The 23,742-nt window shown below is 71.6% G+C and carries 23 protein-coding genes and 2 tRNA genes; 13 read left to right on the forward strand and 12 right to left on the reverse strand.

The features are described 5' to 3' along the window. Window positions 1–1,419 (reverse strand): MocR-like transcription factor YczR, encoded by a 1,419-nt coding sequence (gene yczR / locus E4K62_RS09995; protein WP_135066965.1) that lies wholly within the window; start codon window positions 1,417–1,419, stop codon window positions 1–3. Window positions 1,420–1,481: 62 nt separating this feature from the next. On the opposite strand from yczR, the gene yczE reads away from it, so the two are divergent. After that, window positions 1,482–2,123: a membrane protein YczE gene (gene yczE / locus E4K62_RS10000; protein ID WP_240742654.1), complete on the forward strand. Its 642-nt coding sequence runs from the start codon at window positions 1,482–1,484 to the stop codon at window positions 2,121–2,123. Here yczE and E4K62_RS10005 read toward each other — a convergent pair. Beyond that, window positions 2,083–2,292: a methyltransferase gene (locus tag E4K62_RS10005; RefSeq protein ID WP_135066968.1), complete on the reverse strand. Its 210-nt coding sequence runs from the start codon at window positions 2,290–2,292 to the stop codon at window positions 2,083–2,085. The two genes, yczE and E4K62_RS10005, sit on opposite strands and share 41 nt — an antisense overlap. 100 nt (window positions 2,293–2,392) lie before the next feature. Between E4K62_RS10005 and E4K62_RS10010 the strand changes: the two genes are divergently transcribed. The 7 genes from E4K62_RS10010 to E4K62_RS10040 all read left to right on the forward strand — a co-directional run bounded on the left by E4K62_RS10010 (window position 2,393) and on the right by E4K62_RS10040 (window position 5,155). Beyond that, window positions 2,393–2,465 (forward strand) — tRNA-Arg (locus E4K62_RS10010). Window positions 2,466–2,509: 44 nt separating this feature from the next. After that, complete coding sequence (gene orn / locus E4K62_RS10015; RefSeq protein ID WP_135066971.1) at window positions 2,510–3,136, forward strand: oligoribonuclease; 627 nt, start codon at window positions 2,510–2,512, stop codon at window positions 3,134–3,136. 38 nt (window positions 3,137–3,174) lie between these two features. Continuing rightward, window positions 3,175–3,250 (forward strand) — tRNA-His (locus E4K62_RS10020). A gap of 153 nt (window positions 3,251–3,403) precedes the next feature. Continuing rightward, complete coding sequence (locus E4K62_RS10025) at window positions 3,404–3,787, forward strand: metallopeptidase family protein (RefSeq protein WP_240742655.1); 384 nt, start codon at window positions 3,404–3,406, stop codon at window positions 3,785–3,787. Further along, the gene (gene clpS / locus E4K62_RS10030) at window positions 3,784–4,074 is read left to right on the forward strand and encodes an ATP-dependent Clp protease adapter ClpS (protein ID WP_135066974.1); all 291 of its coding nucleotides are present in this window, start codon (window positions 3,784–3,786) and stop codon (window positions 4,072–4,074) included. The genes E4K62_RS10025 and clpS overlap by 4 nt, the downstream gene beginning before the upstream one ends. After that, a complete protein-coding gene (locus E4K62_RS10035) occupies window positions 4,071–4,565 on the forward strand; it encodes a DUF2017 family protein (RefSeq protein WP_240742656.1) in 495 nt (164 codons plus the stop codon). Before clpS ends, E4K62_RS10035 begins: the two co-directional genes overlap by 4 nt. A 44-nt stretch (window positions 4,566–4,609) precedes the next feature. Then, window positions 4,610–5,155, forward strand: coding sequence for a YaeQ family protein (locus E4K62_RS10040; protein WP_135066980.1), 546 nt, complete (start codon window positions 4,610–4,612; stop codon window positions 5,153–5,155). Here the strand turns inward: E4K62_RS10040 and E4K62_RS10045 are convergent, their stop codons facing one another. The 6 genes from E4K62_RS10045 to gatC form a co-directional block, all read right to left on the reverse strand. Continuing rightward, window positions 5,156–5,749: a nucleoside/nucleotide kinase family protein gene (locus tag E4K62_RS10045; protein WP_135066983.1), complete on the reverse strand. Its 594-nt coding sequence runs from the start codon at window positions 5,747–5,749 to the stop codon at window positions 5,156–5,158. It lies immediately after the preceding gene. After that, a complete protein-coding gene (locus E4K62_RS10050; RefSeq protein ID WP_135066986.1) occupies window positions 5,724–6,044 on the reverse strand; it encodes a hypothetical protein in 321 nt (106 codons plus the stop codon). Before E4K62_RS10050 ends, E4K62_RS10045 begins: the two co-directional genes overlap by 26 nt. Window positions 6,045–6,082: 38 nt before the next feature. Further along, window positions 6,083–7,336 carry a DNA polymerase IV gene (gene dinB, locus E4K62_RS10055; protein ID WP_135066989.1) on the reverse strand — a complete coding sequence of 418 codons (1,254 nt, stop codon included), beginning with the start codon at window positions 7,334–7,336 and terminating at the stop codon, window positions 6,083–6,085. Window positions 7,337–7,454: 118 nt separating this feature from the next. Further along, complete coding sequence (gatB, locus tag E4K62_RS10060) at window positions 7,455–8,969, reverse strand: Asp-tRNA(Asn)/Glu-tRNA(Gln) amidotransferase subunit GatB (protein ID WP_135066992.1); 1,515 nt, start codon at window positions 8,967–8,969, stop codon at window positions 7,455–7,457. Further along, window positions 8,969–10,489, reverse strand: a complete 1,521-nt coding sequence (gatA, locus tag E4K62_RS10065) for an Asp-tRNA(Asn)/Glu-tRNA(Gln) amidotransferase subunit GatA (RefSeq protein ID WP_135066995.1) — start codon at window positions 10,487–10,489, stop codon at window positions 8,969–8,971. Before gatA ends, gatB begins: the two co-directional genes overlap by 1 nt. Further along, window positions 10,486–10,785, reverse strand: a complete 300-nt coding sequence (gatC, locus tag E4K62_RS10070; RefSeq protein ID WP_135066997.1) for an Asp-tRNA(Asn)/Glu-tRNA(Gln) amidotransferase subunit GatC — start codon at window positions 10,783–10,785, stop codon at window positions 10,486–10,488. The genes gatA and gatC overlap by 4 nt, the downstream gene beginning before the upstream one ends. Window positions 10,786–10,873: 88 nt before the next feature. Between gatC and E4K62_RS10075 the strand changes: the two genes are divergently transcribed. The 4 genes from E4K62_RS10075 to E4K62_RS10090 all read left to right on the forward strand — a co-directional run bounded on the left by E4K62_RS10075 (window position 10,874) and on the right by E4K62_RS10090 (window position 15,525). Further along, complete coding sequence (locus E4K62_RS10075; RefSeq protein WP_135067000.1) at window positions 10,874–12,577, forward strand: long-chain-fatty-acid--CoA ligase; 1,704 nt, start codon at window positions 10,874–10,876, stop codon at window positions 12,575–12,577. Between the two features lie 126 nt (window positions 12,578–12,703). Further along, window positions 12,704–14,068 (forward strand): dicarboxylate/amino acid:cation symporter, encoded by a 1,365-nt coding sequence (locus E4K62_RS10080; RefSeq protein ID WP_135067003.1) that lies wholly within the window; start codon window positions 12,704–12,706, stop codon window positions 14,066–14,068. A 117-nt stretch (window positions 14,069–14,185) separates the two neighbouring features. Beyond that, on the forward strand, window positions 14,186–15,133 hold the full coding sequence (locus tag E4K62_RS10085; protein ID WP_135067006.1) for an aldo/keto reductase: 948 nt from the start codon (window positions 14,186–14,188) through the stop codon (window positions 15,131–15,133). Continuing rightward, a complete protein-coding gene (locus tag E4K62_RS10090) occupies window positions 15,130–15,525 on the forward strand; it encodes a MerR family transcriptional regulator (protein ID WP_135067008.1) in 396 nt (131 codons plus the stop codon). The genes E4K62_RS10085 and E4K62_RS10090 overlap by 4 nt, the downstream gene beginning before the upstream one ends. A 39-nt stretch (window positions 15,526–15,564) precedes the next feature. Here E4K62_RS10090 and E4K62_RS10095 read toward each other — a convergent pair whose 3' ends face one another. The 4 genes from E4K62_RS10095 to E4K62_RS10110 all read right to left on the reverse strand — a co-directional run bounded on the left by E4K62_RS10095 (window position 15,565) and on the right by E4K62_RS10110 (window position 21,503). After that, window positions 15,565–16,320, reverse strand: a complete 756-nt coding sequence (locus tag E4K62_RS10095; protein WP_135067011.1) for an SDR family NAD(P)-dependent oxidoreductase — start codon at window positions 16,318–16,320, stop codon at window positions 15,565–15,567. After that, the gene (ligA, locus tag E4K62_RS10100; protein ID WP_135067014.1) at window positions 16,317–18,644 is read right to left on the reverse strand and encodes an NAD-dependent DNA ligase LigA; all 2,328 of its coding nucleotides are present in this window, start codon (window positions 18,642–18,644) and stop codon (window positions 16,317–16,319) included. Before ligA ends, E4K62_RS10095 begins: the two co-directional genes overlap by 4 nt. A gap of 49 nt (window positions 18,645–18,693) precedes the next feature. Then, the gene (mnmA, locus tag E4K62_RS10105; protein ID WP_135067017.1) at window positions 18,694–19,791 is read right to left on the reverse strand and encodes a tRNA 2-thiouridine(34) synthase MnmA; all 1,098 of its coding nucleotides are present in this window, start codon (window positions 19,789–19,791) and stop codon (window positions 18,694–18,696) included. Between the two features lie 533 nt (window positions 19,792–20,324). Next, the gene (locus tag E4K62_RS10110; RefSeq protein ID WP_135067020.1) at window positions 20,325–21,503 is read right to left on the reverse strand and encodes a cysteine desulfurase family protein; all 1,179 of its coding nucleotides are present in this window, start codon (window positions 21,501–21,503) and stop codon (window positions 20,325–20,327) included. Between the two features lie 54 nt (window positions 21,504–21,557). Here E4K62_RS10110 and glgX point away from each other — a divergent pair, with 54 nt between their 5' ends. Beyond that, a complete protein-coding gene (gene glgX, locus E4K62_RS10115) occupies window positions 21,558–23,645 on the forward strand; it encodes a glycogen debranching protein GlgX (protein WP_135067034.1) in 2,088 nt (695 codons plus the stop codon). The last annotated feature ends 97 nt before the right edge of the window (window positions 23,646–23,742 follow it).

Here is a 23,742-nt window from a genome sequence, read left to right on the forward strand (position 1 = left end):
TCACACCACGGCGTCGAAGCGCTCGGCGCGGCCCAGCGGCGCACCCGCGATCACCCCGGGCCACGTCTCGGCGAGGATCCCGGCCGCCCGCACGAGCTCGTCCGGCGGTGAGGTGAACGGAACGCGCAGGTGCCGGTCGTGACCGCCCTCGACGGCGAACCGCGCGCCGGCCGACAGGTACAGCCCGCGCGACCGTGCCGCGATCACGAGGGGCGAGCTCAGCGGGGCATCCAGCTCGACCCACAGCGACACCCCGCCCCGCACCTGCGGCACCTCCCATTCCGGCAGCAGCGCGGCCAGCGCCGCGCTCAGCGCGTCACGACCAGCGCGCAGACCCGCGGAGCGCTGGGTGATGATCTCGGCCATGCGGGGCAGCAGCGCGGCGGCGACGGCCTGCTCGAACTCGGGGGTGCCGAGGTCGTGCACCGGCCGCGCCGCTGCGAGACGACGGATGATGTCGGCCGATGCCCGCACCCACCCGACCCGCAGACCGCCCCACACCGTCTTGCCGAGCGAGCCGATCCGGACCACGCGGGTGTCGCCGGCGAACGGCTCGGGTCCGCCGTCGTCGTCGATGGCGAGGTCGGCGATCGTCTCGTCGACGACGAGGAGAGTCCCGACCCTGTCGGCCGCCGCAGACAGCGAGCCGACCTCGCCGGGCGTCATCGTGCGGCCCGTCGGGTTCTGGAAGGAGGGCATCAGGTAGGCCAGCACCGGCAGGGTGCGCGCGAAGGCCTGCTCGGCGCGGTCCAGATCCCATCCCTCCCCCGTGGTCACCGGCACCGCGACCATCCGCGCCCCCGCCCGGCGGAAGGCATCGGCGGCATGCGGGTAGGTCGGCGTCTCGATGAGGACCCGGTCGGCACGGCCGAGCAGTACGGCGGCGATGAGATGGATGGCGCTCTGCGCACCGGAGGTGACCAGCACCTCGTCCGCCCCCGTGGGGATGCCCCGGTCGCGGTAGCGCCGGGCGATCTGCTCCCGCAGGACCGGGTGCCCCACGACGTCGTACCCCGAGCGCGCCACGAGCGTCGTCGCCCCCGTGGCGACCTCGGCGATCACGCCCGCGAGTCCGGGCCACGCCGAAGGCGAGGCCTGCTGCAGATCGAGCGCGTCGGACACGCCCGGGCGGACGCCGGGGTCGGTGCGGACGAGCGGGAGGGTCACGCTCCCCGATCCGCGGAGGCTCCGGATATGGCCGGAGTCACGGAGGCTGCGGTATGCGGCGGCCACCGTGGTCCGGCTCACACCGAGTGCCGACGCGAGCTCCCGCTCGGCGGGCAGCGCCGTGTGCGCCGCGAGGCGGTTGTCCAGGCACAGCAGGCGCACGGCATCGGCCAGCGCCTCGTAGGCCGGATCACTGCTGCGCCACCCGCCGAGACCGGTGGCCAGCGCCCGAGCGGAGATCCGCGAATCCATGCATGCCACCGTAGCCGTATTGGACCGTACGTCGAGGGCCAATCCGGTGATGGGATGGTTCCGTGCCTCGCCGGATCCTTCAACTGCTCATCGGTCTCGCGCTGTACGGGTTCGGCTGCGCCTTGACGATCTCGGCCGGTCTGGGGGTCGACCCCTGGACGGTGCTCGCCGAGGGGCTGTCGTTGCGCACCGGCATCGGCGTGGGATGGATGACGAATCTGCTGGGGGCGGTGGTGCTACTGGCGTGGATCCCGCTGCATCAGCATCCGGGCATCGGCACACTGGCCAACATCGCCCTGGTGGGGACGGCGATGCAGGCCACGCTCGCCGTCGTGTCCACACCGTCGGCCCCGCTCCCCCGCATCGCCATGCTCGCGGCCGGAGTGGTGTCGGTGGCCGTGGCGTCGGGCCTGTACATCGGCGCGCGATTCGGTCCCGGGCCCCGCGACGGGCTCATGACAGGCCTGAATGCGCGCTTCGGCACGCCCATCTGGTTGTGCCGCCTCGGCGTGGAGGGGTCGGTGCTCGTCCTGGGATGGTGGCTCGGCGGCACCGTGGGGATCGGGACCGTCGTCTTCGCGGTGTGCATCGGCCCGCTGGTGCACATCGCGCTGCCGTTGTTCGACATCCCACCGGACGGCACCGGCGCGCCTGTGGGCGTCGTCAGTGCTCGCGGTACTGCGCGGGCTCGGCCCCTGGCTTGAGGTGGGACTGCAGCGCGCGCTTGGCGATGTCCATCGACGGATACGTTCCCAGAGCGGCATCCGCACCGGCCATGTGCACCGTGTAGCCCTCGCCGTCCTTCTGGATGGTGCCCACCACGCCGGCCGGTCCGTACGCCACCCAGAGGCGGCGTGTGCTGGTTTCGGTCATCGTCGATCCGTCCCTTCACTGGTGCGCCTCCGACGCTACGCCGCGCGACGGCGGGGCACCAGTGCACGCGGGCTCGCGCATCGGTACCCTGGGAGATCGACCCCCAGTAGCTCAGTGGATAGAGCAGCGGCCTTCTAATCCGCCGGTCACACGTTCGAATCGTGTCTGGGGGACGTACGGCACCGGCGGGTTCCTCCTCCTCATTAGGATGGGGGACATGGTGGGAGCTTCCGAGAACGACCGCCTCGTGTGGATCGACTGCGAGATGACGGGACTCGACCTCACCGTCGACGAACTCGTCGAGATCGCGGTCGTGGTGACCGATTTCGAACTGACCGTGATCGACCCGGGGTTCCAGATCGTCATCAAGCCGGACGAGTCGGCCCTGGCGAACATGAGCGAATTCGTCACGGAGATGCATCGCACCTCCGGGCTGCTGGAGGAGATCCCCGCGGGCGTCTCCCTGGCGGACGCCGAGTTCCAGGCACTGGAGTACATCCAGCGGTTCGTGCCGCTCGAGGGCAAGGCCCCGCTGGCAGGCAACACGATCGGCACCGACCGCATGTTCCTGGCGAAGTACATGCCGCGCGTGGATCGCTGGCTGCACTACCGCAACGTCGACGTGTCCAGCATCAAGGAGCTGTCGCGTCGTTGGTATCCCCGGGCCTACATCCATGCTCCGGCCAAGAACGGCGGCCACCGCGCCCTCGCCGACATCCACGAGTCGATCCGCGAGCTGGCGTACTACCGCGGCGCCGTCTTCGTTCCCGAGCCCGGGCCCTCCAGCGACGACGCGCGCGCCGTGGCGGCGACGACGGTGTCCGCGTATCCCTTCGCGATGTGAGAGAATCGTTGGGTTGCCCCGCGTGAGCGGGGCGCATGGTGGGTATAGCTCAGTCGGTAGAGCACCTGGTTGTGGTCCAGGGGGTCGCGGGTTCAAGTCCCGTTACTCACCCCAATCCGTGGTACCTCCGCGCCGCCTCTTCGCCCCGCACCAGCGGGTCGTGGAGGGCGACGCGCGGCGCGGGTCGGCTAAGTTGGAAAAGTCCTCGCCTGACCCTGTGAACATGCCTCCACACCCTTCCCGCCGCCGCACAGCCCCGTCGCCGTCATGATCGATCTAGACGACGACGCCTCGGGGTTGGGCAGCATGGATGCCGCGACCTTCGAGCAGCTCGTGATCGATGAACTGGACCGCCTCCCCGACGACATGGTCGATGGACTCGACAACGTCGTCTTCGTGGTGGAAGACCGCCCGGAGGACGGCTCGCTCGACCTCCTCGGACTCTACGACGGCTGGTCGCTGACCGAACGCGACCGGTACGGCAGCTCCGGCGAACTGCCCGACCGCATCATCCTGTACCGCGAGTCGCACCTGGCCGCGTGCGAGAGCCTGGAGGAACTGCGCGACGAGGTGCACACCACGCTCGTCCACGAGATCGCCCACTTCTACGGCATCGACGACACACGCCTGCACGAGCTGGGGTGGGCATGACCGGCACCCTGACCGAAGAGGACCTCCGGCGCGACACCGCCGCCGTCGCCGACCGCCCCTGGCAGACGGTGGTCTGGAACGATCCGGTGAATCTGATGAGCTACGTCGTCCACGTCTTCCGGACGTACTTCGGCTACCGACCGGCCGAAGCCACCCGCCTCATGCTCGCCGTGCACCACGACGGTCATGCCATCGTGGCCGAAGGCCCGCGCGAGCAGATGGAACTGCACACCGCGGCGATGCACGACTACGGATTGTGGGCCACCGTGCGGAAGGCCCCCGAATGAGCGGCCGCCTGCTGGTGCTCGAGCTCACCACCATCGAGGTAGCTCATCTGATCGCCATCACCGAGCAGTTCCTCGAACTGGTCGGCGATACCGGTTCATCGCGCGATCCGGCGGTGGCGCGCCTCGTGCCCGACGCCTACCCCGGCGATCCGGACGCGTCCGGCGATTTCCGCCGGCTCACCTCCGGCGACCTCCTGGATCGCCGCGCGAACGACGCGCGCACGCTGCTGGGCACGCTCGCCCAGCACGGCCCGGTCGCGCCCGTCTCGGAGCTGGACGAGCACACCGCGATGCGTCCGCTGACGGTGACCCTCGACGCGGAGGAGTCGGCCGCATGGCTGCGCACACTGGCCGCGCTGCGGCTGGTCCTGGCGTCGCGCATGGGCATCGTGGACGAGGACGACGATCCGATCGACGATCCGCGCGCCGTCCTGTACGACTGGCTGGGCCAGCGCCTGGACGCGCTCGTGGCCGCGGTGGGCCCGGCCTGACCGCTGTCGGGAGAGAGTGCCGGTGACGCGTAGGCTCGGGAGTTATGGCCGCCGGCGCAACAGTCCACACGTTCAGCGTGAATCTGGCCGATGTCGACCGCGGCGTGTACGAGGAACTATCGCTGCGCGTGGCGCGCCACCCGTCCGAGACCGACGCGTTCATGATGACGCGCGTCCTCGCGTACTGCCTCGAGTACGAGGAGGGGATCGCCTTCAGCGAGGGCATCTCCGCCACGGATGAGCCGGCCGTGCTCGTGCGCGATCGCACCGGTCGCGTCACGGCGTGGATCGAGGTGGGGGCACCGGATGCCGAGCGCCTGCACTACGGCAGCCGGCTCGCCGACCGCACCCGCGTGTACACCCACCGCGATCCCGCGAAACTCGTCGCGTCGTGGGCGGGCAAGCGCATCCACCAGGCGGACGCCATCGTGGTGCACAGCTTCGACGCGGGGTTCATCGACGCCGCTGCATCCCGCCTCGAACGGCGCAGCACGATGACCCTGTCGATCACCGAACGCCGTCTCTACCTCGAACTCAACGGCGCGACCCTGGACTCCGCCGTGCACGACCTCGCCCTGGACGCCGCCTGATCACGGCAGAGTGAAGCTCGCCGTGGCGTGGCGCTGCGGATCGTCGGAGCGGAGATGCGCGTCCTCCTGCGCGGCCCAGCGCTGCCAGTGCGGTCGATAGCCCTCGCCGTCGCGCGCCAGTGCCCGCGTCCGCCGGGCCGGCTCGGGAGCGTCCAGCCACACCCGCACGTCACCGAGCAGGGCCGTGCGGGGCGTCAGGAGGCCGGAACCTTCGACGATGAGCGGCAGCGACGGGTCAACGGCATGCGCCTCGGCGCGTCGGCCGCCCTCCCAGTCCCAGCGCTGCCAGACGCCGACCGCGCCGCGCGCATGGGGCACGAGGATCGCGGTGCGCGCGTACTCCACGCCCTCGGTCAGGCCGTCCCAGCCGGGGTAGAGGGAATCCAGCGCGACCAGCTGCACGCGACCGCGCTGCGGCCAGCGCGCGACGAGAAGCCGCGCGAGCGACGTCTTCCCGGCGCCGCTCCGGCCGTCGATCAGGACGACCGGGTTGGCGGCGGCGACCCCGCGGACGGCATGTGCGACCGCATCCGCCGCCGACTCCAGCGCGCGGGCGAACGGGTCGGGACTACTTCTTGAGTGCCCGGACGACACGGCTGAGGGCGCGACCGGCCACCCACACGAACGGGATCGCCACGGCGAGGAACGAGACGATGTTCGGCTCGAACCGCAGGTCGTCCCCACGACGGATGTACGCGCCGAGGGGCACGGTGTAGCCGCCGCCGCCACCGCCGCCGTTGCCGGACTCGTCGGCCCCGCCGCCGAAGCCCGTCCAGGTGAGGGCGACCGGCACGAGACGGACGCCGTCGACGTCGAGCTGCTCTCCGTATGCGGCGGTGACGCCGAACTGCGCGGCTTGTTCACCGAGTTCGAGTGCGATGTTGGGCATGGTTCCACCGTAGCGCCCGGCAGCGACAGTTCCCAGCGTCACTCCCCGGACGGCAGCGGATGCGACGGCAGCGACCCGCCGTCGCGCCGCGGGCCGAGCAGGGCTGCGCGCGTGACGGCGCCCCGCCCGAAGCGCTCGGCGGCCCCGTCGAGCGCATCCTCCACGGCGCGCCACTCCTCATCGTCGTCCCACAGCCCCAGCGGCCCGGCGGCGGTCCGCAGCTTCTCCGCGCGCACGCCGATCAGCCGCACCGGGAGGGGCCGGGGGATGCCGTCGAACAGCTCGATCGCCGCCTCCCCGATGCGCTGCCCGACGGCGGTGGGCTCGGCGAGGGTGCGCGAACGGCTGAGCGTCGTGAAATCCGAGAACCGCACCTTGATCGCGACGGTCGCCGACTCCACGCCGTGCCGGCGCAGGCGCACGCCCACCCGGTCGGCGAGGCGGCGCAGCTCGACGTGCAGCACGCGGGTGTCGGCGATGTCGACCGAGAACGTCTCCTCGTGGCCGATGCTCTTCTCGACGTGCTCGGTCTGCACCTCGCGCGCGTCCAGGCCGTGGGACAGCTGCCACACCCGCTCCCCCATCGCCGGCCCGAGGGCGCGATCGAGGATGTGCCGCGGCGAGGCGAGCACATCGGCGACGGTGCGGATGCCGCGGGATTCCAGCGCCTCGGCGGCCTTCGGGCCGACACCCCACAGCGCCCGCACCGGCCGGGCGGCCAGGAACGCCAGCGTCTCGGCCTCGGGCACGACCAGCAGGCCGTCCGGCTTGCTGATCGTGGAGGCCATCTTGGCGACGTGCTTGGTCGCCGCCGCACCGACACTGCACGTGAGGCCGGTCTCCTCCAGCACCCGGGCCCGCAGCATGCGCGCGATCTGGGTCGGGCTCCCCCACAGCCGGCGGGCGCCGCGGACATCCAGGAACGCCTCGTCGATGGAGAGCGGCTCCACCAGCGGGGTGAAGTCGCGGAAGATCTCCATGACGCGACGGGAGAGCTCGGTGTACCGGTCGAAGTGCGGCATGACGACCACCGCGGTGGGGCACAGGCGCAGCGCCTGCGACACCGGCATCGCCGAACGCACGCCGAACCGCCGCGCCTCGTACGAGGCGCTGGAGACGACCCCGCGACCTTCGGGCGAGCCGACGATGATCGGCTTGCCCGTCAGCGACGGGTCGTCCAGAACCTCCACCGAGGCGTAGAACGCGTCCATGTCGACGTGCAGGATGCCCGCGCCGGTGTCGTCGGCGCCGTCGGCGGAGACGATACGTCCCGATCCGTCGCCGCGTCCCATACGTCCATTCTCCCCGTCGCCGCCGACATCCCCGCACCGCCCCGAATCAGGAGAATCGCCCGAGTCAGGACCGGATTGCTCCGGATGCTCCTGATTCGGGCGATTCTCCTGATGTGGGCTACTGCGCGGCGCGCTCCAGCACGAGCTCGCGCACGCGCGCGGCGTCGGCCTGGCCCTTCATGGCCTTCATGACCGCGCCGATCACCGCTCCGGCGGCCTGCACCTTGCCGTCGCGGATCTTCGCGAGGACGTCGGGCTGGGAGGCGAGGGCCTCGTCGATCGCGGCCAGGAGCGCGCCGTCGTCGGAGACCACGGCCAGGCCGCGGGCATCCACGACCTCCTGCGGCGTGCCCTCCCCCGCGATGACACCCTCCAGCACCTGGCGGGCGAGCTTGTCGGTGAGCGTACCGGCGTCGATGAGGCGCTGCAGCGCGGCGACGTTCTCCGGCGAGACGAGATCGGGAGCCTCACGGTTCTGCGCGTTGGCGATGCGGCTGATCTCGCTCATCCACCACTTGCGGGCCGCGGCGGGCGACGCACCGGCGGCGACCGTCGCCTCGACCTCGGCCAGCAGGCCGGCGTTCACGACACCCTGGAAGTCGATGTCGGCGAAGCCCCACTCGCCCTGCAGCCGGCGCCGGCGCGCGGCCGGCGGCTCGGGCAGAGCTGCCCGCAGCTCCTCGATGAGCTCCTCGGAGGGAGCGACGGGGAGCAGGTCGGGCTCGGGGAAGTAGCGGTAGTCGTCGGCGTCCGACTTCGGGCGGCCGGGCGAGGTGGTGCCGGTGTCCTCGTGCCAGTGCCGGGTCTCCTGGATGATGGTGCCGCCGGCGGCGAGGATCGCGGCCTGGCGCTGGATCTCGTACCGCACGGCACGCTCCACCGAGCGCATCGAGTTGACGTTCTTCGTCTCGGTGCGCGTGCCGAGCTTCTCCTGCCCCCGCGGGCGCAGGGAGACGTTGGCGTCGCACCGCAGGTTGCCCCGCTCCAGACGCGCCTCCGAGATGCCGAGGGACAGCACGATGTCGCGGATCGTCTGGACGTACGCCTTCGCGAGCTCGGGAGCGGACCGCTCCGCTCCGAAGATCGGCTTGGTGACGATCTCCACGAGCGGCACGCCGGCGCGGTTGTAGTCGACGAGGGAGTACTCCGCCCCCTGGATGCGGCCGGTCGAACCGCCCACGTGGGTCAGCTTGCCGGCGTCCTCCTCCATGTGCGCCCGCTCGATCGGCACGGTCACGACCGTGCCGTCGGGAAGCTCCACCTCGACCGAGCCTTCGAAGGCGATGGGCTCGTCGTACTGGGAGATCTGGTAGTTCTTGCCCAGGTCGGGGTAGAAGTAGTTCTTCCGTGCGAACCGGCTCGAGGGCGCGATCGAGCAGCCAAGGGCGAGCCCGAGCGAGATGGAGAAGCGCACGGCCTGTTCGTTCACGACCGGCAGGGCTCCCGGGAGCCCCATGTCCACGGGCGCCACGAGCGTGTTCGGCGCGGCGCCGTGGTTGTCGGAGTGGGCGGGGTTGGGCGCTCCGGAGAACATCTTCGTGCGCGTGTTCAGTTCGACGTGCACCTCGAATCCGAGGACCGGCTCGAAACGTTCGAGGGCCTCGTCGAAGTCCATCAGCGTGTCCTTCGCCATCAGCGGCTCCCTCCGTCCAGGGCGGGTGCACGGTCCAGCAGCGGGCCGCCCCACTCGTCCACCAGCAGTGCCTCCAGGGCGGCGCCCACGCGGTACAGGCGGGCATCCTCCCGCGCCGGCGCGAGGAACTGGATACCCACGGGCAGCCCGTCCTCGGCGGCGAGACCGGAGGGGATGGAGATCCCCGGCACGCCGGCGAGGTTCGCCGGGATGGTCGTGACGTCGTTGAGGTACATCTGCAGCGGGTCGTCGATCTTCTCGCCGAAGCGGAAGGCCGTCGTGGGAGCCGAGGGCGTCGCGATGACGTCGACCTGCGCGAAGGCGGCGTCGAAGTCGCCCTGGATGAGCGTCCGCACCTTCTGGGCGCTGCCGTAGTACGCGTCGTAGTACCCCGCCGACAGCGCGTAGGTGCCCAGGATGATGCGGCGCTTGACCTCGTCGCCGAAACCGGCGTCGCGGGTGGCGGCCATGACCTCCTCCACGGTGGCCGCGGCGTGCGGCGTGACCCGCATCCCGAACCGCACCGAGTCGAACTTCGCGAGGTTGCTGGAGGCCTCCGCCGGGAGGATCAGGTAGTACGCGGCCACGCCGTACTCGAAGTGCGGCGCGCTGACCTCGACGATCTCGGCGCCCTGCGCCGCCATCGCCGAGAGGGCGTCGCGGAACGACGACGCCACCCCGGCCTGGAAGCCGCTGTCGGCGAGCTCGCGGATGACACCGACCTTCAGTCCCTTCAGGACCTGTCCGGTCGCGCCCTCGCGGGCGGCATCGGCGAAGGACGGCCACGAGTCGGTGAGCGAAGTCGCATCGTGCGGATCGTGTCCGGCGATGACGTCGTGCAGGAGCCCGGCGTCCAGCACCGTGCGCGTGACCGGCCCGACCTGGTCCAGGCTCGAGGCCAGCGCGATCGCGCCGTAGCGGCTGACGCCGCCGTAGGTGGGCTTCATCCCGACCGTGCCGGTGACGTGCGCCGGCTGGCGGATGGAGCCGCCGGTGTCCGAGCCCAGGGCCAGCGGCGCCTCGAAGGCGGCCACCGCCGCCGCCGATCCGCCGCCCGAGCCGCCGGGGATCCGCTCACGGTCCCACGGGTTGCGCGTCGGGCCGTACGCGGAGTGCTCGGTGGAGGACCCCATGGCGAACTCGTCCATGTTGGTCTTGCCCAGCGGCACGAGACCGGCCGCGCGGGAGCGTGCGACGACCGTCGCGTCGTACGGCGACAGGTAGCCCTCGAGGATCTTCGAGCCGCTCGTGGAGGGCATGTCGGTCGTGACGAGCACGTCCTTGATCGCCAGCGGCACGCCCGCGATCGGGCCGAGCTCCTCGCCGGCCGCTCGACGGCGGTCGATGTCGGCGGCGACGTCGAGGGCATGGGCGTTGACGTGCAGGAAGGCGTGCAGGTCGCCGTCGACGGCGACGATCCGGTCGAGGTGGGCCTGCGTAGCCTCCACGCTGGAAACCTCACCGGCGGACAGGCGCGCGGCGAGATCGGACGCGCTCAGGCGCGTGAGGTCGTCGGTCACTGCTCCTCCCCCAGGATCGCGGTCACGCGGAAGCGGTTGTCCGCCGCATCCGGGGCGTTCTGCAGCACCTGCTCCAGGCTCAGCACGTCGCTGGGCACGTCGGTGCGGAACACGTTCTGCAGCGGGATCGGATGACTCGTCGCGACGACCTCGGGCGTGGCGACCTCCGAGACCTTCGCGATGTTGTCGACGATCACGTCGAGCTGGCCGGTGAGGCGCTCGACCTCCTCGTCGCTGAGCTGGATCCGGGCGAGCACACCGAGATGGCGCACGAGATCGGGGGTGATTTCAGACACCCCTTCAGTCTAGGTTCTGCCGCACGACCCTCCGATGCACCCGGCGCGGAGGCGGGAGGGGTCGTGACGGACGAAATAGGGTGGCGGGATGACCACGTACGACCCGCCGCGGCCCTGGGTGAACAGCTACGCCGACGGCGTGCCCGCCGACCTCGATCCCGTGAGCGGGTCGCTCGTCGACATCGTCGCGGCATCGGCGCGCGATTATCCGGATGCTCCGGCCCTGGAGTTCTTCGGTCGCACGACGTCGTACCGCGAGCTCGAGCAGCAGATCTCCCGGGCAGCCGAAGGGCTGCGGGCCCGGGGCGTGCGGGCGGGAGACCCCGTCGCCATCGTCCTGCCGAACTGCCCGCAGCACATCGTGGCGTTCTACGCGGTCCTGCGCCTGGGCGCCGTGGTGGTCGAGCACAATCCGCTGTACACGCCTCGCGAACTGCGCAAGCAGTTCGAGGACCACGGCGCCGCGCACGCGATCGTGTGGAGCAAGGTCGTCGGCGCGGTGCAGGCCTTCCCCGACGACCTCCGCGTCGACACGCTCGTGTCGGTCGACCTCACCCGTGCGATGCCGCTGGCCACGCGCACCGCGCTGCGGCTCCCCATCGCACGGGCGCGGGAATCCCGGGCCGCCCTGCATGAGAAGGTCTCCGGAACGGTGACGTGGGAAGAGCTGCTGCGCGCCGAGCCGCTCCCCGCCACCTACCCCCGGCCGGCCACCGACGACCTCGCGATCATCCAGTACACCTCCGGCACCACCGGGACCCCCAAGGGGGCCGCGCTCACGCACCGGAACCTGCTGGCCAACGCCGCACAGGCGCGCGCGTGGGTGCCCTCCATCCACCGCGGCGACGGATGCGTCGTGTACGCGGTGCTGCCCATGTTCCACGCGTACGGCCTCACTCTGTGCCTCACCTTCGCGATGTCGATGGGCGCCCGGCTGGTGCTCTTCCCCAAGTTCGACCCCGACCTGGTCCTCGCCGTGACCAAGAAGCGGCCGGCGACGTTCCTGCCGCTCGTGCCGCCGATCGCGGAGCGGCTGCTGACGGCGTCGCGGGAGAAGGGCATCTCCCTGGCCGGCACGGGAATCGCGATCTCGGGCGCGATGGCCCTGCCGCACGACCTCGTGGTGCCCTTCGAGGAGGCCACCGGCGGGTATCTCGTCGAGGGCTACGGGCTCAGCGAATGCGCCCCCGTGCTGATGGCCAACCCCGTCGCCGACAACCGCGTACCCGGTACCGTCGGCCTGCCGCTGCCGGGCACCGAGTGCCGCGTCGTGGATCCCGACGATCCCCGCACGGACGTGCCAGCGGGCGAACGCGGGGAGCTCGTCGTGCGCGGACCGCAGGTCTTCGGCGGCTACTACGGCAAGCCGGAAGACACCGAAGCCGCCTTCGTGGACGGCTGGTTCCGCACCGGCGACATCGTCACGATCGACGAGGCCGGCTTCGTGCGCATCGTCGACCGCATCAAGGAGCTCATCATCACCGGCGGCTTCAACGTCGCCCCCACCGAGGTGGAGAACGTCATCCGCCAGCATCCGCACGTCGCCGATGTCGCCGTCGTGGGTCTTCCCAGCGACCGCTCGGGCGAAGAGGTCGTGGCCGCCGTCGTCCTGGACGACACCGACGACGACGTCGACGTGGAGGCGATCCGCGCGTTCGCGCGCAGCATCCTCACCCCCTACAAGGTGCCGCGGCGCATCTTCGTCGTCGATGAGCTGCCGCGCTCGCTCATCGGGAAGGTGCAGCGCCGTCAGGTGCGCGATCGTCTGCTCGCGCTGACATCGGGGGCCTGACGGCGGCTGTCCGTCGGGGTCCGCGGGGGGCCCGATCCCCGTGGAAACAGCACGGTAACGCGGAGGAACCGGCGCCGAAATCCGCCCTCGCAACACTGGGGTCCTCGACAGAAAGCGACGGACCCCATGGCGACGACCGTTCCCCCGGCCCTCATCAGCGAACCCCCGGCCCCGAGCCGGACCCGACGCTACGGGCGGGCGCTCCGCCACCCGGCCGCCCTCATCGGCATCGCCGCGATCGCAGGGATCGCCTTCGGATTGCTGGTGGGCGACTGGGCGGCCAACCTCAAGTTCATCGGCGACCTGTTCATCCGCCTCATCCAGATGTCGATCGTGCCGCTGGTGATGGCCTCCGTCATCGTCGCGACCGGCTCGCTCACGGGCACCGGAATGGGGAAGCTGGCCGGCCGCACGTTCTCGTGGATGATCGGGTTCTCCGCCGTCGCCGCCCTCGTGGCATGGGGACTCAGCACCCTCATCCGGCCGGGCGCCGGGATGGTCTTCGACGGTGAGCTGGATCCCGCCCTGCAGGAGTCGGCCTCGCAGGCGACGGGGTGGCAGGAGACGATCCTCGGATTCGTCTCGACGAACATCTTCTCGGCGATGTCGACGGCCACGATGGTGCCGATCATCCTGTTCTCGCTGCTGTTCGGTCTCGCCCTGAACAGCTACATCGCCAAGACCGGCAGCCGCCTCGTGCTGGATTTCCTCGATCAGGTGCAGCAGATCGTCCTGACGATGATCCGCTTCGTGATGTACATCGCCCCGATCGGCGTCTTCTGCCTGCTCGCGGCGCTGGCGGGCGACGTGGGTTTCGCCGTCATCACCTCGGCCGTGGCGTATCTCGGCACGACGCTCCTCGGTGTGGTCATCATCACGGTGCTGTTCGTCGTGGTCGTCACCGTCCGCACGCGCCTCAGCCCGTGGCGCCTGCCGGCCAAGCTCGCCGAGCAGACGGTGGTGGCCATCACCACGACGAGCTCGGCGGTGACCTTCCCCACCGTCCTGCGCAACGCGGTCGAAAAGGTCGGGATCAGCCAGCGGGTGGCGAACTTCACGCTCTCGGTCGGACTCACGATGGGCTCGTACGGCGCAGTCCTGAACTACATGATCGTGGTGATGTTCCTCGCCCAGGCGGGACGCGTGGAGTTGACGGTCGGCCAGGTCGTGCTGGGCATGGCGCTGGCGATCCTGCTCAACATGGGCACGATCACCGTCCCGGGCGGCTTCCCCGTCGTCGCGATGTTCCTGGCGACCTCCATCGGCCTGCCCATCGAGGCGGTCGGACTCCTCATCGCCGTCGACTGGTTCACCGGCATCTTCCGCACGTTCCTCAACGTCAACGGCGACACGATGGTCGCGATGCTCGTGGCGCAGTCGACGGATGAGATCGACCGCGACGTGTACAACGGCACGGCGGACGCCGCCCCCGCGCACATCGACGTGGCCGACCACGGCGACCGCTTCGCCCGCGCCGACGCCGCCGACTGACCCCTCATCCGCGCCGGCCGGCCTCTCCTCCGTCGAGGGGCCGGCCGGTCCTTGCGCCGGTCGGAGCGTCGGACCGCGTCTTGACATGGTGTGCGCTCCAGGTGGTTTCATGCCCCCATGACGACAGACACCGCCGGCATCGCCCTGGGCACGATGTATTTCGGAACGCGGCTGGATCGGGCCGCGTCCTTCGCGATCCTCGATCGTTTCGTGGAACGGGGCGGACGCTGGCTGGACACCGCCGACAACTATGCGTTCTGGGTGGACGAGTCCGGCCTGGGCGGCGCCAGCGAGACCGTGATCGGAGCGTGGCTGCAGGCGAACCCGGGAGCGCGCGACGAGGTTCTCCTCTCGACCAAGGTCGGCGCGGATCCGACCGTGGCAGGAGCTTGGCCCGAGTCGATGGAGGGGCTGCGGCCGCAGACGATCCATGCCGCCCTCGACCGCTCCCTCGCCCGGCTGGGCACCGATCACGTCGACCTGTACTGGGCGCATGTGGAAGACCGCTCGGTCGACCTCGACGCCCAGGTGGAGGCCTTCGGCTCGGTCGTCGCAGACGGCCGGACGCGCCGGATCGGAGCATCCAATCACGCGACCTGGCGGGTCGAGCGCGCCCGCGACCTCGCCCGCTCCCGCGGAGCGGAGCCCTTCACCGCCGTGCAGCTGCGGCACACGTACCTCCAGCCGATCCCCTTCGCTCCGCTTCCCGACCAGGGGCACGTCGTGGCGACCCCCGAAGCGCTGGACTACGCGGAGTCGGAGGGACTGGCCGTGTGGGCCTACAGCACCCTGCTCACCGGCGCGTACACGCGGGAGGAACGCCTGCAGGAGCCGTACCGCCACCTGGACACGCGGCGTCGGCTGGAGGCGCTGGATCGCGTCGCCGAACAGGTCGGCGCCACGAGGAACCAGGTCGTGCTGGCGTGGCTTCTGGGGTCCACCCCACGGATCACCCCCATCGTGGGCGTATCCGGCATCAGCCAGCTCGACGAGACGATGGACGCGCGCGACCTCCACCTGGATGCCGACGCGCGCACCCTCCTCGACGAGGCGGCGGGCCGGTGAGCGCGACACTCACGATCGGCGAGGCGAGCGCGTCCAGCGGAGTCTCACCGGACGCGCTCCGCTACTACGAGGAGGAGGGGATCATCGGGCCGCTCGGCCGGGACGCCTCGAACCGTCGGAGGTTCAGCGAGAGCGACATCGCGTGGATCGGTGTGGTGACGTGCATGCGGGAGGCTGGTCTGGGGATCTCCGAGCTGCGGGTGTTCGCCGCGCTGCTGCGCGGCGGCGACACGTCGGAGGACCCCGTCACCTTTCTCCGGGGTCGGCGGGCCGCGCTCGCTGCGCGCGCCGACCTTCTCGCGCAGGCGATCGACGTCCTCGACGACAAGATCTCGTACTTCAGCCGGATGTCGGCGTCGGAGGATGGCACGAGCGCGCACGTCTCCGGCTAGCAACGACCGCTGCCTCGCCGCGGGCCGCCGGGGCCGCTGTCAGCGCTCGCGCTCCTCGGGGTCGAGCCCGTGGGCTGCGCGCCCGCCGTCGACCGGGATCACCGCACCGGTGAGGAAGGACGCCGCATCCGACAGCAGGAACCGGATGACGGCGGCCACTTCGTCCGCCTCCCCCATGCGGCCGAGCGGCTGCAGGCGGGCGATCGCTGCGCCGAAGGCGACGCGATCGGGCTCGGGCAGCTCCTGGAGGTGCCGATCGGAGCGGGCGGTGCGGATGGATCCGAGCGCCACCGCGTTCACGCGGATGCCGTCGGGGCCGCCGTCCACGGCCAGGGCGCGCGTGAGTCCTTCCACGGCGGCCTTGGCCGTGGCGTAGGCGAGGCTTCCGCGCACGGGACGCGCCGCCTGATGCGAGCTGACGTTGACGATCGCACCGCCTCTTCCGCTGCGGCGGAACTCCCGCACGGCGGCGGCGCATCCGACCACGGCGGGGCGCAGGTTCGCGTCGATCGCGGCCATCGCCGCGTCGCCGCCCGCCTCGTCCAGCCAGACGTCGGAGAACAGCGCCGACACGTTGACCCAGCCGCCCAGTCCGCCGAGTCCTTCCGCCGCCCGTACCGCGGCGCCGGCGACCTCGGGGTCTCCCCCGTCGCCGCGCACGACGGCGATCCCATCGGCGGATGCGACGGGCGCGACGTCGACGGCGACCACCGGTGTGCCGTCCTGTCGCAGCGCGGAGACCAGCGCCGAGCCGATGCCGCCTGCGGCACCGGTCACGACGACGGCGCGGGTCATCCCGCGTCCGGTGCGATCGCGTCCAGCGCGGCGGGACCCTCCGTCACGAGCACGTGGAACTGCGCCGCGTCGATGATGCGGACGCCCAGTTCTTCGGCCTTGCCGAGCTTCGATCCGGCGCCGGGCCCCGCGGCGACGAAGTCGGTCTTCTTGGACACGCTCGATGCCGCCTTGCCGCCGGCGCGCAGGATCGCCTCCTGCGCGCCTTCGCGCGTGTAACCCTCCAGCGACCCGGTGGCCACGACCGTGACCCCGTCCAGCACCCCGCCGCCTTCGGCCGCGGCGCCGGGGCCGGGGTGGCCGGGGGTGGCGAGCTGCGCGCCCGCCGCGGCCCAGCGCTCGACGATCTCGCGGTGCCAGTCCACCGCGAACCAGTCGGTCACCGCATCCGCGATGATGCCCCCGACACCCTCGACCGCGGCGAGTTCGTCCCGCGAGGCCGCGCGGATGGCATCGACCGAGCCGAACCACTGCGCGAGGGCGCGCGCGGCCACCGGGCCGACGTGGCGGATGTTCAGCGCCACGAGGAAGCGCCACAGCTCCTTCGTCTTGGCCTTCTCCAGCTCCTCCAGCAGCGTCACCGCCTGCGCCGACGGCTGGGGTCCGGTGGCGCCGGCCTTCCTCTCCGCGGGACTGGGGTTGCGCCGGAACGGCGCGCGCCGCACCGGGTCGCCGGTCTTCTCGTCGACGCGGGGCTCGCCGGTCTCGGTGTCGCGGACGATCACCTCGATCGGCACGAGCTGCTCCAGAGTGAGGTCGAACAGGCCCGCCTCGGTCTCCAGCGGAGGCTGCTCCGGCACGCTCGGCTGGGTGAGGGCGGCCGCCGTCACCTCGCCGAGCGCCTCGATGTCCAGCGCGCCGCGCGAGCCGATGTGCTCCACGCGTCCGCGCACCTGAGCCGGGCACGCCCGCGTGTTGGGGCAGCGCAGGTCGATGTCGCCCGCCTTCGCCGGGCTCAGCGGGAACCCGCACTCCGGGCACTCGGTGGGCATCACGAACGCGCGTTCGCTGCCGTCCCGCAGCTCCACGACCGGGCCGAGCACCTCCGGGATGACGTCGCCGGCCTTGCGCAGCACCACCGTGTCGCCGATGAGCACGCCCTTGGCCTTGACGACCTCCTGGTTGTGCAGCGTCGCCTGCCGCACGACGCTGCCGGCCACGCGGGCGGGAGCCATCACGGCGAACGGCGTCGCACGTCCGGTGCGGCCGACCGACACGACGATGTCCAGGAGCTTCGTGTTGACCTGCTCGGGCGGGTACTTGTACGCGATCGCCCACCGCGGCGCGCGACTGGTGGCGCCGAGCTCGTCGTGCAGTGCCAGCTCGTCGACCTTCACCACGACGCCGTCGATCTCGTGCTCCACGGCGTGGCGATGCTCGCCGTACTCGGCGACGAACGCGAGCACGCCGTCGATGTCGTCGGACGTGCGGAAATACGGGCTCGTCGGGAGGCCCCACTCGGCCAGCAGCCCGTACACCTCGCTCTGCGACGACACCGGCGGCGCCGGCCAGGCGCCGATCCCGTGCACGAACAGCCGCAGCGACTGCAGCCGGGCGCGCCCGGCCTCCAGCTCGAGTCCGCTCTTCTTCTCCAACTGCTGCCGCAGTCCGCCACTGGCGGCGTTGCGGGGGTTGGCGAAGGCGGGGAACCGCCGGGCGGCGCTGCGGGATGCCTTCTCCTCGTCTCCCCCGCGCGCGAGGGAGTCCGCGACGACCCGTTCGCGCAGGCGCGCCTGGAGGGCGTTGAGCTCGTCGAACGCGGCAACGGGGATGAACACCTCGCCGCGCACCTCCACCAGCGGCGGATGGCCCGTCCCGGACAGACGCTGCGGGATCCCCGTCACCTGCAGCGCGTTCCCGGTCACGTCCTCCCCCACGCGCCCGTCGCCCCGGGTGGCGGCCGAGGTGAGCACGCCGTTCTCATAGCGCAAGCTGATCGCGAGCCCGTCGATCTTCAACTCGGCGAGCCAGCGGACCGACCGCCCGGCGGAGGCGGAGGTCTTGACGCACCAGTCCCGCAATTCGTCGGAGCTGAACACGTTGTCCAGGCTCAGCATCCGCTCGGCATGCTCGATCGGCGCGAACATCGTGCTCTCGGCGGCGCCCACCGACTGGGTGGGGCTGTCCTGCCCCTGCAGCTCGGGGTAGAGCCGCTCGATCTGCTCGAGGCGGCGCATCCACTCGTCGTAGGTGGCGTCGTCGACGATCTCGGCATCACGCCCGTAGTAGGCATCGCGCGCGTCGACGATGCGCGTGGTGAGGTCGGCCGCCTCCGCGCGCGCCTCGTCGAGGGTCAGGTCGGGGAGTTGATCACCGTTCGCCACCCGGCCAGTCTAGGGAGCACCACCGACGCCGCCCGGCCCCTTGCGCAGGTCAGGCGGGGACGGGAACCGCCGACACCGTGCGGTCGATCGTGAACTGGCCGATCACACGGGTGCCGTCGTAGAGGACCGCCGTCTGGCCGGGGGCCACGCCGTCGAAGGGGACGTCGGGGACGACGGAGAGCGTGCCGTCCACCCAGCTCGCGCGGGCGGGGACGGGGTCGGCGTGCGCACGAATCTGCACGTGGCACGCGAACTCCCCGGGCTCGGGCGCGCGACCGGCCCACGTGTATCGCGAGCCGGAGATCTCGGCGGTCGCGAGGGCCTCCTTCGACCCGACCACGACGGTGTTGCTCACCGGACGCACCTCGAGGACGAATCGCGGCTTCCCGTCGGGTGCCGGTGTGCCCAACTGCAGCCCGCGGCGCTGTCCCACGGTGTACGCGTGGGCGCCCTCGTGGGAGCCGACGACCGCACCGGCCCGATCGACGATGGGGCCCTGCTCGGCCCCGACCTTCTCGGCGAGCCATCCGCGTGTGTCACCGTCGGGGATGAAGCAGATGTCATGGCTGTCGGGCTTGTGCGCGACGGTGAGGCCGCGAGCCTCCGCCTCGGCACGCACGAGCGCCTTGGACGGGGTGTCACCGAGCGGGAAGTACGTGTGCGCGAGCTGCTCGGCGGTCAGGACGCCCAGGACGTACGACTGGTCCTTCGCCGCATCCGACGCGCGGTGCAGCTCCCGCCCGTGGGGCCCGTCCACCAGCGCGGCGTAGTGCCCCGTGCACACGGCGTCGAAACCCAGTTCGAGGGCTCGCTCGAGCAGCGCGGCGAACTTGATCTTCTCGTTGCACCGCATGCACGGGTTGGGCGTGCGGCCGGCGCGGTACTCGGAGATGAAGTCGTCGATGACGTCGTCGCGGAAGCGCTCGGAGAAATCCCACACGTAGAACGGGATGCCCAGGCGATCGGCGGCACGGCGGGCGTCCATCGCGTCTTCGATGGTGCAGCATCCGCGGCTGCCGGCGCGCAGGGTTCCGCCGGCCCGGGAGAGGGCCAGGTGCACGCCGACGACGTCGTGCCCCGCGTCCACGGCGCGGGCAGCCGCGACCGCGGAGTCCACTCCACCGCTCATCGCCGCCAGAATCCGCATCCTGCCAGTCTACGAGCGGAGCCCGGGCGTGGGCTGGACGGACGGCGGGTGCTCCGCCGTCACCGCGCAGAACTCAGGAGATCCGGGCCTTTCACCGCCCCGGAGCCCACTCCCATCGGCGTGTCTCCTGAATTCTGCACAGCGCCGGGTGGGCACGACGGATGCGGCGCCACGCGCACCCCGCCGCCGGACCCGCATCCCCGCCGTCACCGCCGCTCGGCCGCGGCCACCGCCCCGCGCAGAACTCAGGAGATCCGGGCCTTTCACCGCCCCGGAGCCCACCCCCATCGGCGTGTCTCCTGAATTCTGCACAGCGCCGGGTGGGTACGACGGATGCGGCGCCACGCGCACCCCGCCGCCGGACCCGCATCCCCGCCGTCACCGCCGCTCGGCCGCGGCCACCGCCCCGCGCAGAACTCAGGAGATCCGGGCCTTTCACCGCCCCGGAGCCCACCTCCACCGGCGTGTCTCCTGAATTCTGCACAGCGCCGGGTGGCGGCCGGACGGCCGGGCGGAGCGCCGGAGTAGCGGCGTCAGCGGCGAGCGCGGGCGGCGGCGGAAGCGGCCCGCGCGTACGCGTCGGGGAGCGCCTCGAGGAAGGCGGCGACGTCGGCCGCGGTCGAGGTGCGCCCGAGGGTCAGGCGCAGCACCGAGCGCGCCTCGCGCTCGGTGCGACCCAGGGCGAGCACGACGTGCGACGGCTCGGCCACGCCGGCCTGACAGGCCGAGCCTGTCGAGACGGCGATCCCGGCCTGATCCAGCAGGAACAGCAGCGTCTCCCCCGCGGCGTCGGGGAAGAGCACGTGCACGTTGCCGGGGAGGCGCTCCTGCGGGTCGCCGAGCAGCTCCACCCCCGGGACCAGGGCGCGGATGCCGCGCACCAGCGCATCGCGCAGCTCCGACAGCCGCGCGTCCTCCGCGTCGCGCTCGGCCTCGGCCAGCTCCGCGGCCACGGCGAACGCGGCGGCCCCGGCGACGTCCTGCGTCCCGGCCCGGAGCCCCCGCTGCTGCCCCCCGCCGTGCACGAGCGCGCCCAGGCGCGCCGAGCGGGCCACCACGAGCGCGCCGACCCCGACCGGGCCGCCCACCTTGTGCGCCGACAGGCTCATCCCGACCAGCCCGGCCCCGCCCGGAGCGTCGCCTCGCCATCGCGCGAAGTGCACCGGCACGTGTCCCAGCGCCGACACGGCGTCCAGGTGCAGCGGCGCGCCGGCGCGGGCGGATGCGGCGGCCAGGGCCGCGGCATCCTGCACCGTGCCCACCTCGTTGTTGGCCACGAGCGCCGTCGCGAACGCGGATCCGGCCGCGGCCTCCCCGAAAAGGCCCGGATCGATGCGTCCCACGCCGTCGAGCGGCACACGGAGGACGCCGGCGCCCTCACGCTGGACGAGCCACGCGACGGTGTCCGTCGTGGCGTGATGCTCCCCGTCGGGCAGCGCGATGACACCGGGGCGGTCGCCGCGCGCCCACCACAGGCCCTTCACCGCCGTGTTGATCGACTCTGTGCCGCCGGAGGTGAAGACCACCTCGACGGGGTCGCATCCCAGGACGGCGGCGAGACGCTCGCGGGATTCCTCCAGCACGCGGCGCGCGGCCTGACCGCCGCCGTGGATCGAGGAGGGGTTGGCTCCGACGGATGCGGCGGCCAGCCACGCCTCGGCGGCTTCCTGCCTCAGCGGGGTCGTCGCGGCGTGGTCCAGGTAGACCGGCATGCGCCACCTCCCGTCGTCACGCGCCCGACGCACGACGTAACTACTGTAGATCGCATGGCGCGACCCGAACCTGCTCTCGTGCCTCCTGCCCGCGCGGGCCTGCTGGACGCCGTCTACGACGACCTCGGGGTGCGCCAGGGGCCCGAGGGCGGCACGCTGCGGGTGTGGTCGGGGCATGCCGACAGCGTCGAGCTCGTCGTCTTCGACGACGTCGACCTCGACTGGGCGGTCGCGACCCTTCCCCTCGTCCCCGTCGGCGGTGGGGTGTGGGCCGTCACGACGGAGCTGCTGCGGCCCGGGGCGCGGTACGCCGTGCGCGCCGACGGTCCCCCCGCCCCGGGGAACACCTTCAACCGCGAGACCCTCCTGCTCGATCCCTATGCGCGCGGCATCGTGGCCGGCGGGTTCGGCGATCACCGCGCCGTCGTCGTGGACGGCGGGTTCGACTGGGGCGGGGTGACCAAACCCGCCGTGCCGATGGATCGCACGGTCATCTACGAGGCGCACGTGAAAGGGCTCACCAAACGCCACCCCGGCGTCCCGCCCGCCCTGCACGGCACCTACGCGGGGCTCGCCCATCCCGCGATGATCCAGCACCTCCTCGACCTGGGCGTCACGAGCGTCGAACTGCTCCCCATCCACGCCTTCGCGACCGAACCGCGCCTGCTGCATCTCGGGTTGACGAACTACTGGGGCTACAACACCGTCAACTTCTTCACGCCGCACGCCCGCTACGCCACCGCAGAGAGTCGTCGCAGCGGGCCCGAGGCGGTGCTGCGGGAGTTCAAGGGCATGGTCCGGCTGCTGCACGAAGCCGGGCTCGAGGTCATCCTGGACGTCGTCTACAACCACACCTCGGAGGAGGGCGTGGGCGGCCCCCGCTCCAGCCTGCGGGGGCTGGACAACCGCTCCTACTACCGTCAGCACGACGACGGGACCTATATCGATGTGACCGGATGCGGCAACTCGGTCGACACCGCCACCGACGCCGCCGCGCGGCTCGTGCTGGATTCGCTGCGGTACTGGGCCAACGACGTGCAGGTGGACGGCTTCCGTCTGGACCTCGCCGTGACCCTCGGCCGGGACGGCGCGCACACGTTCACGCCGGATCATCCGCTGCTGCGCGCCATCGTGGACGACCCCCTCCTGGCGGGGGTCAAGACGATCGCGGAGCCGTGGGATGTCGGCCTGGGCGGATGGCAGACCGGCAACTTCGGCACCGGTTGGCACGAGTGGAACGACCGCTACCGCGACCGTGTGCGCAATTTCTGGTTGAGCGACGTGGACTATGCGCGACGCGCCGACACGTCCCCGACCGGAGTGGGCGGTTTCGCGACGCGCCTGGCGGGATCGTCGAACACGTTCAGCGCCGAGCGCGGTCCCCTCGCCAGCGTCAACTTCGTCACCGCCCACGACGGGTTCACGCTGCACGACCTGGTCTCCTACGACGTCAAGCACAACCTCGCCAACGGGGAGCACGGCCGCGACGGCGCCGACACGAACCGTTCGTTCAACCACGGCACCGAGGGTCCCACCGACGATGAGGGCATCCTCTCGGTGCGCCGGAAGGCGATGCGCAACCTCCTGGGAACGCTGCTGCTGTCCGCCGGCATCCCGATGCTCACCGCCGGCGACGAGTTCGGCCGCACGCAGCGCGGCAACAACAATGCGTACTGCCACGACTCCGCGCTGACATGGCTGTCGTGGGACCACGCGCCGTGGCAGGACGATCTCGCCGCGCACGTGCGGCGCCTCCTGCAGCTGCGACGGGAGAATCCCGCCCTCCGCCCCAGCCGGTTCGCGCGTCTGGGCGAGCACATCCCCTCGGCCTCGGTCATGCAGTGGTACGACGAGCACGGCGAGACGATGTCGATCGAGCGGTGGACCAGCGCGACCCACCGCACGCTGCAGTACGTCGCCGCGTCCACCCCCGAGCACGAACCGCACAACCGCATCCTGCTGATCGTGCACGGCAACGAGGCCCCCATCGAGGTGACCCTGCCCGAGTTGGAGGGAGCCGAGCGATTCGTGTCGCTGTGGACCAGCCTCACCGACCGCCCGGCCGAGGACAGGCCGGAGTTCGCCGCCGGCGACGTGGTCACCATGCCCGACACCTCGATGCACCTGTTCCGGGTCGTCTGACCCAAAACGGGGCCGCTTGTCAACCGCCGGCTCTCACCTGTGCCGCTTCCGGCGGCCGGGGTAGGTTCGGATGGTGGCAGCTCCGACACGATCTTCG

The sequence above is a fragment of the Microbacterium wangchenii genome, from assembly GCF_004564355.1.
Classification (GTDB): domain Bacteria; phylum Actinomycetota; class Actinomycetes; order Actinomycetales; family Microbacteriaceae; genus Microbacterium; species Microbacterium wangchenii.